The 14816-nt window shown below is 50.1% G+C and carries 12 protein-coding genes; 2 read left to right on the top strand and 10 right to left on the bottom strand.

The genetic code is table 11. The features are described 5' to 3' along the window. Positions 1–7: 7 nt before the first annotated feature. The 7 genes from ytvI to H8S80_RS00750 form a co-directional block, all read right to left on the bottom strand. The gene (gene ytvI, locus H8S80_RS00780; RefSeq protein ID WP_117631470.1) at positions 8–1102 is read right to left on the bottom strand and encodes a sporulation integral membrane protein YtvI; all 1095 of its coding nucleotides are present in this window, start codon (positions 1100–1102) and stop codon (positions 8–10) included. Between the two features lie 447 nt (positions 1103–1549). Then, on the bottom strand, positions 1550–2935 hold the full coding sequence (locus H8S80_RS00775) for an amidohydrolase (protein WP_117631468.1): 1386 nt from the start codon (positions 2933–2935) through the stop codon (positions 1550–1552). Beyond that, positions 2932–4851 carry an adenine deaminase C-terminal domain-containing protein gene (locus tag H8S80_RS00770; RefSeq protein WP_207729761.1) on the bottom strand — a complete coding sequence of 640 codons (1920 nt, stop codon included), beginning with the start codon at positions 4849–4851 and terminating at the stop codon, positions 2932–2934. Before H8S80_RS00770 ends, H8S80_RS00775 begins: the two co-directional genes overlap by 4 nt. A gap of 368 nt (positions 4852–5219) precedes the next feature. Next, positions 5220–6275, bottom strand: coding sequence for an ABC transporter substrate-binding protein (locus H8S80_RS00765; RefSeq protein ID WP_002600803.1), 1056 nt, complete (start codon positions 6273–6275; stop codon positions 5220–5222). Between the two features lie 160 nt (positions 6276–6435). Beyond that, complete coding sequence (locus H8S80_RS00760) at positions 6436–7509, bottom strand: ABC transporter ATP-binding protein (protein ID WP_002600804.1); 1074 nt, start codon at positions 7507–7509, stop codon at positions 6436–6438. A gap of 55 nt (positions 7510–7564) precedes the next feature. Next, positions 7565–8347 (bottom strand): ABC transporter permease, encoded by a 783-nt coding sequence (locus H8S80_RS00755; protein WP_002600805.1) that lies wholly within the window; start codon positions 8345–8347, stop codon positions 7565–7567. Further along, positions 8340–9173 (bottom strand): ABC transporter permease, encoded by an 834-nt coding sequence (locus H8S80_RS00750; RefSeq protein WP_002600806.1) that lies wholly within the window; start codon positions 9171–9173, stop codon positions 8340–8342. Before H8S80_RS00750 ends, H8S80_RS00755 begins: the two co-directional genes overlap by 8 nt. A 169-nt stretch (positions 9174–9342) precedes the next feature. On the opposite strand from H8S80_RS00750, the gene H8S80_RS00745 reads away from it, so the two are divergent. Together H8S80_RS00745 and H8S80_RS00740 are read left to right on the top strand one after the other, a co-directional pair. Beyond that, positions 9343–10275 carry a LysR family transcriptional regulator gene (locus H8S80_RS00745; RefSeq protein ID WP_117631464.1) on the top strand — a complete coding sequence of 311 codons (933 nt, stop codon included), beginning with the start codon at positions 9343–9345 and terminating at the stop codon, positions 10273–10275. Between the two features lie 472 nt (positions 10276–10747). Then, a complete protein-coding gene (locus H8S80_RS00740) occupies positions 10748–11665 on the top strand; it encodes a ketopantoate reductase family protein (RefSeq protein WP_025530092.1) in 918 nt (305 codons plus the stop codon). Between the two features lie 82 nt (positions 11666–11747). On the opposite strand, the gene larE is transcribed toward H8S80_RS00740, so the two are convergent. Genes larE through larB form a run of 3 tightly spaced genes read right to left on the bottom strand, consistent with a single transcriptional unit; the run spans position 11748 to position 14735 of the window. After that, the gene (larE, locus tag H8S80_RS00735; RefSeq protein ID WP_117631462.1) at positions 11748–12569 is read right to left on the bottom strand and encodes an ATP-dependent sacrificial sulfur transferase LarE; all 822 of its coding nucleotides are present in this window, start codon (positions 12567–12569) and stop codon (positions 11748–11750) included. Positions 12570–12599: 30 nt separating this feature from the next. Continuing rightward, entirely contained in the window at positions 12600–13991 is a 1392-nt protein-coding gene (gene larC, locus H8S80_RS00730) for a nickel pincer cofactor biosynthesis protein LarC (RefSeq protein ID WP_117631460.1), read from the bottom strand. Further along, positions 13992–14735 carry a nickel pincer cofactor biosynthesis protein LarB gene (gene larB, locus H8S80_RS00725; protein WP_117631558.1) on the bottom strand — a complete coding sequence of 248 codons (744 nt, stop codon included), beginning with the start codon at positions 14733–14735 and terminating at the stop codon, positions 13992–13994. It abuts the gene before it with no gap. Positions 14736–14816 lie beyond the last annotated feature (81 nt).

Raw genomic sequence — 14816 nt, 5'->3', positions numbered from 1 at the left:
CTGATCCCTATTTAATCAAATGAATCGTCCCCTCATCATTCATTTTCTTCACAATGGTAGCGATAACCGGAAATGTAAAGATCCCCAGCACCCCGATCAGCTGCGCCCCCGCAAAAATACACAGCAGGGTGACAATCGGATGAAGCCCCACCTGCTGTCCGATCACCTTCGGTTCCAGAGTCTGTCTGACTATAGTGATAATCACATACAGAACAAAAATCCCCACTCCAAGTCCGGTCTTCCCGATAATGCAGAGAATAAGCGCCCACGGAATCAGGACCGTTCCGGTTCCCAGTACCGGGAGGATATCGACCACAGCCACCAGAAATGCCAGCAGCAGCGGCATCGGAATCTTCAGCAGCACAAATCCCAGATACAGCTCAGCAAAGGTAATCGTCATCATAAGGGCATAGACCCGGAGAATCTTCCAGATCGTCGTTCTCGCCCCCGCCGCAGTCTCCGCAATCATCTTCCTCTGCTCCTCTTTAAACTGCCGCAAAACAAAGTCCCAGATCCGGTCATAATCGATTGTGAAGAAAAAGGACGAAATAATCGTAAATATCGTCTGTACCAGAATCGCAGGAAATCCCACGATCCAGGAAGCCCCCCAGCCGATCAGAGTACCTGACACGGTCATAATCCCGCTCTGCAGGGCATTTTCCAGGCTGGCGGACATCTGACTCACCCAATCCTGATATTCCGGGAAGCTGACCACGATCCGTTCAAACAGAATTCCCAGTTCCGGCTCTATCACCTCCACATAAAACTGAGGCAGCTTCCCGGCCAGGTTCTGAATAAAGGTAACGACATGGCTTGCGGAAAACAGGGCCGCCAGCACCAGAAGCCCATAAAATACCAGAAGTACCACGATCGACACCAGCGCACGCTTTCCTCCTGTCTTCTCACACAGCTTTCCGATCAGCGGCGACAGCACGGCCGCCACCGCAAGTCCTAAAATAAACGGGAAAAACATAGGAACAAACCGCTTCATTACAAAGAGAAAAATCCCTCCTAAAATGATAAAGTAGATAAAATTCGTTATAAACCGTTTCCTGCCTTCCATCCTGCGTTTCTGTACTGCACTTTCCTTACTCTCTTCCATATTTGGATATCCTTCCCTTCCTCATGCATCTTATTATGATTTTGTCCAATTCATGCACAAAAAGGCACAACCTGCCATAAAAAATGCAGGCCATGCCTTTTCTTATCATTTTTATCTCTGCGTCGCTGTCGGCGTGGTTCATTGTTTCCTCTTATCGTCATAATTTGAGCAGGCGTCTGCATGTCCACCGCTTGATGGGGTATGCCGGACCGAAGCCTGCATCTGACGTTACTGTTCACTCCGTGACCAGCAACACGCTTCGCGATGCACAGAAACGGCAAAAACACCGTTTCGCGCTGCTGTCCTCGGGTTTTCTGTGACTTTCGCTGCGCTGCACTCACAAAAAACGCCTCGCAGGATACTGCCAGTGATCAATAACCATCTGACGCCATTATAGAAACAGAAAGCCCTTTCGTCAAGCGAACTTAAGGAAGCTTAACGACATCTTTACAGAGAAAACAGTACTTCCTCCGCAAACGCAGTCTTCGCCATCTTTCCTGCCAGTTCTCCTCGTAAAACCTCCACGCTCTTTTCAGCCAGCTTCCCATCCTTTACAACGCACGTCCCTTCCACAAACACCATGTCCACATTGGAGGGGCCGGCGCTGTAGACCAGAGCCGAATAAGGATCGTAGATGGGGAACATATTGGCTGAGCGGGTCTCCACCAGAACCAGATCCGCCCGCTTTCCCACTTCAATGGAGCCGATCTTCTGCTCCATATGAAGGGCCTTCGCGCCACCGATCGTAGCCATCTCCACCACCTGCCGTGCCGGAAATGCGCTCCGGTTCCTCGTCTCATTCTTATGGAAGTTGGCAAACAGCTTCATCTGCGTAAAAAGGTCCAGCGTATTGCCGCTGGCCGGCCCATCGGTGCCGAGCCCCACAAAAATCCCCAGTTCCCGCATACGGCTGACCGGAGCGACGCCCTTGGCCGCCTTCGTGTTGGAACCGATACAGTGAGCTACCGAGGCCCCCCTCTTTGCAAACAGCCGCAAATCCGCTTCCGTCATCTGGATGCAGTGTGCAGCCAGCGTATGTTTTCCCAGGACCCCCAGGGAATCCAGATATCCCGCCGGAGTCTGTTCAGAAGTCTCCCGGAAATAATCCATCTCATAATCCATTTCCGCCGTATGAAGGCTGAAGGGAGCCCCAAACGCATCGTCCAGCTTCCACGCCGCCTTAAGGAGGCCGGCAGAGCAGGTAGTCGTCCCATGCGGCGCCACACAGGCGGAAATCCTGGGATGGCCCTGGTACTTCTTCATGAGGCTCTCCCCATAGGAAAGCGCCTCATACGGGTCTTTAAAATCACAGGCTTCCTCTTCCATTATGGTTTCTCCCGCAATACCACGAATCCCCATCTCATCCATGGCACGTGCAGCCTCCGCCTCGAAATAATACATATCAAAAACTGTGGTGACCCCGGCCAGCAGCATTTCCGCCGCGGCATATTTCGTGGAAAGATAGACGAGCTCGGCATCCATGGCCCTCTGTTCCATAGGCAGCAGAAATACTCTCAGACGGTCCTTGCAGTCGTCGCCCAGACCCCGAAACGGTATCATCCCCATATGCGCATGAAGGTTTACCATACCCGGCATGAGGATTCCGCCCTTCCCGTCGATCAGACGGAGACTTTCCCCTGTTTCATCATCCGTTTCATCGTCCCTTTCATCGTCCGTTTCCTCGTCCGTTTCCTCCGCAATCAGCGCCTCCAGCATATCCATCGTTCCAACCGCGGTGATCTCTCCGCCTTTCCATGCGGCAAACCCGTGTTGTATCACTTCATGCGTTTCATTCATCGTCACCACAGCTACATTCGTAATAATTGTACTCACTGTTCCACTACCTTTTCTTCCTGTATCTGAAATACTTCTACCAGAGGAATTTTTCTCTGGCTCTTCACATCGAACATACCCTGATCGCTTAGCTTGAGTTCCGGAGACACCAGAAGAGACAGTGTGGAAATGGACATAATGACATTATTGTTCACATAACCCATTCGCTCGATCTCTCCCCTCACAGCCCTGATCTCTGCCGCCAGCTCCGGAAGGCTCTTATCGGATATAATTCCGCCCACCGGCAGTTCTGCCGCCGCTGTCACCCTGCCGCCGCTCGCCGTCACATAGCCGCCCTGCATATGCACCACCTCATTCTGTGCCAGAACCATATCTTCCACAGAATTCCCCAGCACCAGCAGATTATGGCTGTCATGGGACCACGTAGTCGCCACAGCCCCTTTCTGCTCCAGCGCGTGTTCCACGAATCCCCACGAGACGTCTCCATTTTTTCCATATCTCTCAAAAACAGCAGCCAGGCACAGCCCCGCCTCCTGCCAGCAAAGGTTTCCGTCCTGTACAGGAATTTCTCTCTGAACATGCTTCGCCCTGGTTCCAAAGGTCTGGATCTGCATCACATTCACCACAGCGGTTCCAGACAGTTTTTGTGCCTCACTCCCGCTTGGCTTCCCGGACAAAGCCTCTTCCCCGCACTCATTCCGACACGCTTCCTTTCGGCACTCTTCCTTCCGGTACTCTTCCTTCCAGAAATCATCAACTGGCAATATAAAATCCGATGCCAGGGCCAGCCTGCACTTCACCGAACTGTAAAAATGGTCAGGAAACCTTTTTTTCAAACTGTTTTCCAGGCCCTCCGCCGCCGCGTCCACACAGCGCTTTCCGTCTTTAAAAACCGCTTCCGGCACAAAGCTTTCCAGGTCGGGAAGAACGACGAAATCCGCCTTCTTCCCCGGCGCGATGATTCCCCTGTCGTCGAGATGCATTCTCCTGGCCGGAGTAAATGTAGCCAGATAAATTGCTTTCTCTGCCGGCATCCCCTTCGCCACCGCCAGCCTGACAATCCGATTCAAGTGTCCTTCCATCAACCGGTCAGGCATCGTGTCATCGGTTACCAGTGCAATATTTTCATAGAGCTGCTTCCGTTTTACCACTTCCACGACTTCCTCTTTTAAAGATTTCTCCTGCAATTCCAGAAACATCCCCATATCTGTCTTCTCCAGGACCGATTCCGCCGTCTGTTCCGTATGATCCGCATCCACGCCCGCTCTGATAAACGCCGCTAAATCTCCGCCTGACAGCCCCGGACAATGCCCTTCAATTCTGACTTTTCTGCCGCATTCCCCGCAGACTTCCAGAAATCTTTTACTCTTTGTATCCCCTTCCGCCACCAGATCTTTAAAGTTCATCACTTCCCCGAGACAAACCACCCGCTCATCCCGCAGAAGCTCCCGAAGTTCCTTTTCCCCAAACTCCGCCCCTGATGTCTCCATCTCTGTTCTGGTAGCCGGAACACTGGACGGAATACCATAAAAAATATCCAGCTCCGTCACCTGTTCCATAAAACTTAAAATCCCTTCGAGTCCAAACACATTGGCAATCTCATGGGGATCCGCCACCACAGTTGTGACTCCAAACGGCACCACGGCCCGCGAAAATTCCTCCGGATACGTCATCGAGCTTTCCACATGCATATGAATGTCCACCAACCCGGGAATCACAAACTTTCCGGTCCCATCAAAGACCGACTCCGCTTCCCATTCCCCGCGCCGTGCTCCTACCCGCTGCTCTGAATCTTCCACAAAATCAGAAACAGGAGAAACGTCAAAAAACTTTCCTCCTGTCACTGCAATATCCATCCGTTCAAAGCACTGCCTGAAAGTCCGATAAACCCAGGCATTCTCTATCACCAGATCCACTTTCACAACCACAACACCTCCGTCATTCCCGTTAGCCAAAGTTCTCCAATTATTCCGATTTTACCCCTCAGCCCACTTTTTACTTTCCTTCTCTCTGTTTATCCGGCTTTCTTACAGCCTCATCATCTTTCCAATCCTTTTTCTCATCAGTATCTCCGCCGTCCGCCATCTCCCACAGCTCCCCTTCGTTCACAAATTTCTAATGCCGCCTGCCCCAGCGGACTTTTCACAACCTCGCCGGAAAGCGGGCGTGGGAGACGCGGTACCCCTGCGGAGGTACTTCTCCAGACTTAGACACATCCCCCACAGGAGCTTAGCCCGTGCCCTGCCCGCGTCTCCCGCGCCCGCTTTCCTCAATCCACTTTGCAAAGTCCGCGTCCCTTCGCCATCACCCAAAAATTTTCGAACTAAGAATTAATAATCCGATTCCACTGATCAATCCACTCTCCCAATATCGGATTCACAAACGAATAATCAATCACCTTCGCGTTCTCCGCCGCATCGCCATACGTCATATTCGCGGACTCTTCCTCTGTAAATGCCACCTGATTATTTGTAGGCGCCTCATTCAGCGCTTTTCCTGTCTTGGTCTGGAGTTCCTGGCTCAGTCTGTAATTGATGTACTCATAAGCCAGTTCCTTATTTTTCGAGTTCTTCGTAATGCTGATCGTATTAAAGTTCGCGTATGTCACATCAGGAGTCACGTAGACGAGGCTCTGATCCGCCGCCTGAATCGTCGGCACGCCGAAATCACCAACAATAGCCGCAGAGATCTCTCCGGATGTAAACATATTAATCAGGTCCGAAGACTTCGCATACGTCTTGACAATATTCGGTTTCAGTTCCTTAAGCGCTTCAAATGCCGCGGCTCCCTGATCTGCTGTCACGTCCGCCCCTTTGTAATCACTCGCCATATACACCATAGCCGGTCCAAAGGTTGTAGTGATATCCGGAATGGCGATCCGTCCCTCGAGTCTCGCATCCCAAAGGTCATCAAAGCTCTTAATCTCAAATCCCACATCCTCCGGATTGTACATGATACCGATGCTGTTGATGGTATAAGCGACACCCTGTCCCGCTTCCGCCATCTTCTTCGCAGCACCGATCAAATACTTGCTGTTTTCAATTTTACTTAAGTCGATCGGCTCGAATAAGCCTTCCTCGATTCCCTTCGCCGTCATGGCCTGAGACAGCTCGATCACATCAATGACTGTTTCCGAGTCTGCCGACAATTTTGTATAACGTTCATTGGTACTTCCTGTCTCCGTTACAATTTTGCAGCCAAATTCGTCCTCGAACGGCTTATAGACTTCCTCCTCGGATATATCCTCGCTGAGTCCATAAGTGGAAAGAATCAGTTTCTTCGTACCCTCGTCATTTTTTCCGCCCTCTGCAGAGTTGGAGCTTCCACAACCGGTCAGCGCCAGCGCTGCGCAAAGAGACAATGCAATGATTTTCTTCATAATAATAGTACCTCACTTTTCTCAATTATTTATTTACTGTAACAGCTCAGACGGCGGGAAAATTGGCGCAGGAAGCAGCGTCAAGCTCGCTTGTAAGCAGCTTTATGCCCCAATTTTCACATCGGATAAATATCCGATGCTTCTTGACCGGATTTTTCGATCAAGAAGATGAGCCGTCTGAACTGTTACCGTTTACTAAAATCAGTTTTTCTTCCGGCAGGTACAGGCGAACCACCTGGCCCTCTTCATACGATTCATCCGCTGTTCTGTTCACCAGAAATTTTCCGGCTGCGGTATTAACCTCATACTGATAGCTCTTCCCCAAAAAGGTACGCACTCCCACAGTTCCTGCCAGCACATTTACGGTCCTGTCTTCTGTATCCACCAGAATATCTTCCGGTCTGATCGTTCCGATAACCGTTTCTTCGGACGGAACCGTCCCATGAGCCGTCTTCACGGAAAATGCCTCCCCGCCGTCTGTCCGGTAAATATCCCCGCCCTTATGAAGCGTAAGGAAATTCTCAAAACCGATAAACCTCGCCACAAACTCCGTCTCCGGCCTGCTGTAAATGTGCTCCGGTGTGTCATACTGTTCGATCACACCGCGGTTCATAACAGCTACCTTATCTGAGATGGAGAAGCACTCCTCCTGGTCATGGGTGACGAACAGAGTGGTGATTCCCAACTGCTTCTGAATCCGTTTGATCTCCATTCTCATATTGATGCGCAGCTTGGCATCTAAGTTGCTGAGCGGCTCATCGAGCAGCAAAAGCTTTGGCTCGATCACCAGCGCCCTGGCAAGAGCGACTCTCTGCCGCTGTCCGCCGGACATCTGCTGCGGAAAACGGTTCGCGAATTCCGTGAGTCCGCACACTTCAAGGATATTCTTCACCTTTTTGTCCATTTCCGCCTTGTCCAGCTTCCTGATTTTCAAACCGAACGCAACATTATCATAGACTGACAAATGAGGAAACAGCGCATAACTCTGAAATACGATACCGAAATTTCTCTTATGCACCGGCACCTTTGTTAAATCCGCTCCATCCAGAGAGAAGATTCCGCCCTGCGGTTCAATAAATCCGGCCACCACCCGGAGCGTCGTCGTCTTGCCGCAGCCGCTGGGGCCTAAGAGAGATACCAGCTCGCCCTCCTCTACCTCCAGATTCAATCCCTTTAAAACCTGTTTTTTCTTATCATAACAGACATCAATATCCTTAAGTGTCATAAATGCCATCGTTTTTTCCTCCTCATTATAAGCACTCCGCGTGCCCCGCTTTCCTGCTGCCCTGCTACTTTGTCAGCGCAGCGATTCCCAGCGTCTTATCTACAATTACCATAATGATGACCGTGGCCGCCATTAAAAGCACAGATACCGCCGATACGGTCGGGTCATAATTATATTCGATATAATTCATCAGGGTTGCCGGGAACGTGGATACCCCCGGACCGGAAAGAAACATGGATACCGGAATATTATTGAAGGAATTGATAAACGCAAGCATAAAGGCCGCAGAAATTCCCGACGTGATATTCGGAAGCACCACCTTGAAAAATGCGGAAATCTTGCCGCAGCCCAGGCTCCACGCTGCTTCCTCCACCGAGAAATCAAACTGGTCCAGACTCGATCCTACCACCCGGATCACATATGGAAGCGTCACCATGAAATGGCCTGCCAGAAGTCCCGCATACACCGGAATTCTCAACGACAGCACAAGAAACTGGTAAAGCACAAAACCGATGACAATACCCGGAACAATGGTAGGCGACAGGAACACCGACTTTAAGATCCCTTTTCCCTTCATCCCGGATCTGGCCAGCGCGTAGGCCGCCGGAATTCCCACCAGAAGAGCGATAAAGGTAGCCAGAAACGCAATCTCCAGGCTCGTTAAAAACGATTTCCGGAAGGATTTTAGAGAGAAGACATTGAGAAACCATTTCATGGAAAATGACTCAATCGGAAAAGTTATGGCATTTCCCCCGCCAAACGCCGTCACGGTGATGATGATGAGCGGTATAATCAGAAATGCAAATACCAGCACCGCAAAAATCGTGAGCAGTTTATTCTTACGCATGGCTTCCTCCTCTTCTGTCCAGCCTGTTTGCCAGAGCGTTAAATCCTTTGATGACAATCAACGTCACAATAATCATAATCAGGGATATGACCGCCGCTCCATTCCAGTCACCCACAGTCATGGCGCGCTGGTAAATAAAGGTCGACAGCACCATATTTTTATTGCCGCCCAGCAGCTGCGGTGTAGTATAGGCTGTCAGCGTTCCGGTAAACACGAGGATACCGCCCACAATAATTCCCGGAAGGCTCATGGGGAAAACAACCTTCAGAAACGCGGTAAACCGGTTGGCGCCCAGGCTCTGAGCGGCTTCCATCATATCGTCCCCAATGTTCTCCATGACACCAGCCACCGTAACGATCATCAGCGGAAGGAATAAGTAAACAGAACCGATGATAATGGCGAAATCGGTATATAATAATTTCACCGGTTTATCCGCAAATCCCGCGGCCATCAGAAATCGGTTCATAATCCCATTGCTTCCCAGGATATTGATCCATGCGAAGCTTCGGATGACAGAATTTGTCATCATCGGGAAAATGGAAACTGCAAGAAGGATTCCCCGCCATTTTCTGCCGCACCGGCTGATAAAATACGCGGTCGGAACACCTGCCGCCATACATGCCGCCGTCGTAATAACCGCCACCTTCACGGTCCTTGCGAATATCTTCAGATAATACTCGTCCAGGAAAAAGTCCACGTAAGAGCTTAACGGATACTCACCGGCAAAGAGCGTGGGGACCAGAACCTTCAAAAGCGGAAGAAACAGACACACCACCAGGATGACAAGTCCGGGCACCACCATAACAAATGCACTACTTTTCTTCATCTCGACCTCTCCAAATTCATTTTTATTTATTAGTTTAGTTAATCCAACGATGTACATTTATTATAAAATGTGATATACTGTACGTCAAATACATATAATCTATAATTTTTATGCAGTAAAGCTATAATCCCCCGTTGATCCATTTTCTTTCACCCAGGAGGAGTCCGCCATGGAATTAAAAGAAGCCCGCTACATTCTCGCCATCGCCCGCCACAAGAGCATCAGCAAGGCGGCCGAGGCCCTGTTCATCTCCCAGCCTTCCTTAAGTAAATATTTAAAAAATTTAGAGCAGCAGCTTGGAACCCGCCTGTTTGACCGGATTGGAAACGGCTACTTCCCTACCTATGTGGGCGAGCGCTATCTCCATTACGCGGAAAAAATCGTAGAATACGGCCTGGAATGGGATACAGAGCTTGATGATATTATGCACCAAAACCACGGCCGTTTAAACATTGCGATTCCGATCATGCTTGGCAACAGCATAATCGGCCCCACTCTGCCGCGTTTTCACAAACAATTTCCCCACGTAACGGTAAATATGATGGAAGAAGTCAATTTCGTCGCGGAGCACACCCTTAACGACCATACCGTGGATTTAACCTTCTATAATGTTCACGAATATCCCAGGGATTTAGATTATCAGATTCTTGGAAAGGAAGAGATGGTCCTGGTACTCTCCGCTTCCAGCCCCGCGGCCTCAAAGGCTGTGGAGAGAGAAGGCTTCAAATACCCATGGCTGGATTTACGGCTGCTTGCGGAAGAAGACTTCATCCTCCTCTATCCCGATCAGAATACCGGAGGCATTGCCCTGAAACTGTTTTCCGAATATGGAATGGAACCTCATATCCTGATGCACACCCGCAACAGCGAGATGTCCATCCGCCTGGCCATGGAAGGCATGGGCGCGGCCTTCGCACCAGAGAGCTATTACCATTATTTAAAGAAACAGTCCAGTTCTCCCTGCGCATGCTTTTCTATAGGAAATGAAAAAATCGAAAACACCCTGATCGCAGCTTATCAGAAAAACCGGTATCTGCCCCAGTATGCGAGGTTTTACCTGGATATGATACGGGAGTATTGTAAGGGAAATATAGTAAGATAAAAAGAGAGAGTGATTTGTCAAAATCAAAAGGGGCTGCAATAAAAACCGCCATTGATTTTACCTTGTTTTTATGTTAAAATAACTTTGTATAATTGTACAATGGTCAGAGGATAGTCTGATGGTTTCCTTCGGAAATATGCGAAGGAGGATATGTGGTATGAATACACTTGAAGTGTTGACACTGGTGCTGGTTATCTTCACAGCACTGACCTACATAGATAATCGTCAGAATAGAAAATAGCTATCCTCTATTACCAGTAGAGGATAGCTTGTAACTATAAATTACACAGTTATCCGAAGTTTTGATCATCAGACACCACAAATCTTTTGATCACTTCTAAGTACATTATACCCGAGGTACTTGTATTTTACAAGTACCTTTTTGGATTTTATCCATATTTTTACCGTTTCTGTTTTACTTATGATACCTCCAGTGGTATGATAAATAAAATCGCTGTAAGGGAGGCAAATCATGAAAGAAATACAGACCACCGCCATCGTCGGCATGGGCGCGCTAGGCTTATTATACGGAAATCAGATAGCAGCAGAGCTCGGGACATCTGCCGTCCGTTTCATTGCAGACAAAGACCGGATTAAAAAATACAGAGAAATGAATTTTACTGTCAACGGGGAGCGCCGTTCCTTTCCGGTTGAGGACTGTGAAACGGCTGCCCCTGCTGATTTTATAATCGTTGCAGTCAAATACAACGCGCTTCCCGCTGCTTTGGATACCATGAAACACTGTGTAGGGCCGGATACCACCATCATCTCTGTCATGAATGGGATCAGCAGCGAGCAGATAATCGGAGAACGATACGGTCACGAAAAAGTACTCTACTCCATCGCCCAGGGCATGGATGCCATGAAATTCGGAGCCGCCCTGACCTACACAAAATTCGGGGAACTGAGAATTGGTGTCCGGACACCGGACCAGGCTGACCGCTTAAAAGCCATGACTGACTTCCTGGACAGGGCGAAGATCGCCTATGTGGCTGAAGACGATATCCTGCACCGCCTGTGGGGGAAATTCATGCTGAATGTCGGTGTAAACCAGACATGCATGGCGTACGAAACCACCTACTCCGGCACCCTGACGCCAGGCGAAGCACACGATACCATGGTAGGCGCCATGCGTGAGGTCATTGCCCTTGCTAAAGCGGAGCATGTCAATCTGACAGAACAGGATTTAGAGGATTACATCAGACTGCTGGAGACACTTTCCCCCGACGGCATGCCGTCCATGCGGCAGGATGGGATTTCGCACCGCCCATCGGAGGTGGAAATGTTTGCCGGAACCGTAGGCCGTATGGCTAAAAAACATGGCCTCTCTACACCTGTCAACGACCGGCTGTATGAAAGAATTAAAGAAATGGAAGCGCAGTACTCCTGATGTTTGTAAAAAATGAAGCAATAAGACCGTGTATCCCGGCTGGTATTGATTGGCCAGCAGATACACGGTCTTTTGACTTACATTACTTTTCGATTTTTATATCCATACTTCCAGACCGAAAGCCCTCCAGATCCAGAGTGATATATAGAAATCCCAGTTCCTTTAGGCCTCTGATTATCTCATCCTTTATTTCCAGTACCCTTAAGAAGGCATTGCCGTCTACCTCAATCCGCACAATGTCACCGTGCAGACGCAGACGTACATTGCCGTCAATCTGTGCTCTCAAGCATGCCTCACCTTGCGCAATTCTTTCCAGCACCCCATAATCAATATCCGTATCATAAGGTATTCTGGTTGCCATACACGGTGTAGACGGCCGGGAAGCCACAGAGATTCCATATTCTGCCGCCAGCTCCTTTACCTCCGCCTTCGTCATATGCAGTTCGGCCAGCGGGCTGATAATCTCCAGTTCCTTTAAGGCCTGGATTCCTGGGCGGTAAACGTGCAGATCGTCTTCATTCGTCCCGTCAAGGATAATCCGGACACCCCTCTGTACTGCAAAATCCCTGAGTCCCTGAAACAAATGGCGTTTACACAGATAACAGCGGTTTACCGGATTATGGCGGATTTCCTCCTGTTCCAGTTCATCTACCGTAATAACCTCATGAATTCCGCCCAGCTCCTTCGCCACACGGCTCGCAATCTCTAAATCACAGGAAGGATGAAGCCTGCTGTCGAAGGTCACCGCGTAGACTTTTGTCCCATTTTCCCTGGCCGCATCCGACGCCGCCTTTAAAAGGAGGCTTGAATCCACACCACCGGAAAATGCAAGGCAGATGTCTTCTTTTCCATACTGCGCCATTGCGCTTTCCAGCTGTCTTTTCTTTTCTTCTGTCCGTGTCATTGTAATCTCCCGTCTTTCCTGTCAATTTGCTTACTGTCGGCAGAACAAATCTTCTGCAGCTTTTCTGATCTCGCAGTATACACTTTGGAAATCCGCGCCTGTCTCTCTGCAGATGGCACGCACACTCTCATATTCCGGATAACAGAACGTTTTCTCGTTTCTGGTACAGATTTTGACCGAGGCATTACCAAATCGGGTCTCGACTTCCGCCTTCCTTCTCTCCAAAATAGTTCTGGAAACCGGGTAGCGGCGTACACCGATTGTCGTCGTATGTACAAAGATCAGATCTTCCATCTTTTCGATGTCATTTTCCATGCAGAGTGTGGAGAGCAGATAGGCTGGACGGTTTTTCTTCATGTAAATGGGCGTATTCCACACATCCAGTGCTCCTGCGGCGAACAGTTCTTCCATCACAAATCCCAGCATCTCACCGCTGCAGTCGTCTACATTGGTCTCCAGCACCCAGGCCTGGTCATTCTCCTCTTCATTCGTCTCAAGAAGCATGGCGCGCAGTACATTGGCATGATCGAAATCCTTTTTACCAGCCCCCATGCCAGTCTTTACGATTCTGCAGGAAGCAGGCAGTTTTTCTCTCGTCCGGACCGCCGCCGCGATGGCTGCTCCCGTAGGCGTCACCATCTCCCCCTCCTGATCCGTCAGCCGCAGTGCAAGGCCGTGAGCCGCTGCTATATTAGCCGTAGCAGGCACCGGTACCGGTATCACTCCGTGCTGACACCGGATCTGGCCATGTCCCTCCGCCAGCGGAGATACCACTACGTCCTTCACTCCCAGGTTGTCGAGGCAGACTGCCACACTGATGATATCGACGATAGAATCAATCGCCCCAACCTCATGGAAATGGACTTCATCGATGGGAAGGCCATGCGCTTTCGCTTCCGCCTCCGCCACAATAAGAAACATGTTCCTGGCCAGTTCCTTTACTTCTTCCTTGGAATCCAGGCGTTCAATAATCCTGTAAATATCCGAAAGATTCCGGTGGATGTGTGAATGGGAATGTCCATGGCTGTGAGAGTGCGTATGCTCATGATCATGTCCATGGCCTTCCCCGTGCTCGTGCTCATGATCATGCCCATGGCTCTCTCCACACTCATGGCCATGCCCATGATTATCCACGTGCACCTCCGAATGCCTGTGGCATGCCTCACCATGTTCCGCCTCCTCATGTTCATGAGTATGGTCATGCCCATGTTCATGCCCCTCTTCCTCCAAATGCACATCGAAATCATACGCATCCAGCCCGCATTTCACCGCCCTGCCAAAATGGAGGTGGTATCCCTCCACTCCCAGGCTGCCGAGTGCCCGCTCCAGAACTTCTCTGTCGGCGCCAAGATCCAGAAGCGCTCCGACCGTCATATCTCCGCTAATTCCCGAATTACATTCCAAATACAGTATTTTCCCCATTTATTTCACCGCCAGTCTGTTTATTTGTGTTGCCAGATAACCTGCGCCGTATCCATTATCGATATTTACTACGGAAATCCCGTTCGCGCAGGAATTCAACATGGTCAGGAGGGCTGAAACTCCGTGGAAGCTGGCACCGTAACCGACTGATGTCGGAACCGCAATCACAGGGCAGTCCACCAGGCCGGCCACTACCGTTCCCAGAGCCCCCTCCATTCCGGCCACCGCAATGATGCAGTTTGCCTTCATGAGTCGATCCCTCTGTGACAACAGGCGGTGGATTCCCGCCACGCCCACATCATAGATCCGGTCCACCGCGCAGCCAAAATATTCCGCCGTCTGGGCTGCTTCCTCCGCCACTGGAATATCCGCGGTCCCACCGGTACACACCGCCACACAGCCCGTTCTTTCCTTATCCTTTTTCTCCACCTTCAGAATTCTGGACACCGCATCGTACTCGATCTCCGGTACCACCTCTTTCACCAGAAGAAACTGTTCCGCAGACGCCCGCGTTCCCAGGACCTCACCGTCCCGCTCATAAAACCGCTTCATAATCTCCACCAGATACGGATCCGGCTTTCCCTGACAGAACACGGTCTCTCCAAACCCGGAACGCAGCTTCCTGTGATGATCCAGTTTGGCATATCCCAGATCCTCATAGGGAAGATCCTTTAAAAGTGCCTCTGCCTCTGCCACATCCATCACTCCACTGCTCACACGCTCCAACACCTTTTTTACATCCATCGCAATTGTATCCTTTCTCCTTTTATCGTTTCCGCTGTGCAGCATTATTCTTGTACTGCCGAACCTGGTGCCGCCGAACCT

The sequence above is a fragment of the Hungatella sp. L36 genome, assembly GCF_014288035.1.
Note: the sequence above shows the minus strand (reverse complement) of the source record. Positions and strands in the feature narration are given on the sequence as shown.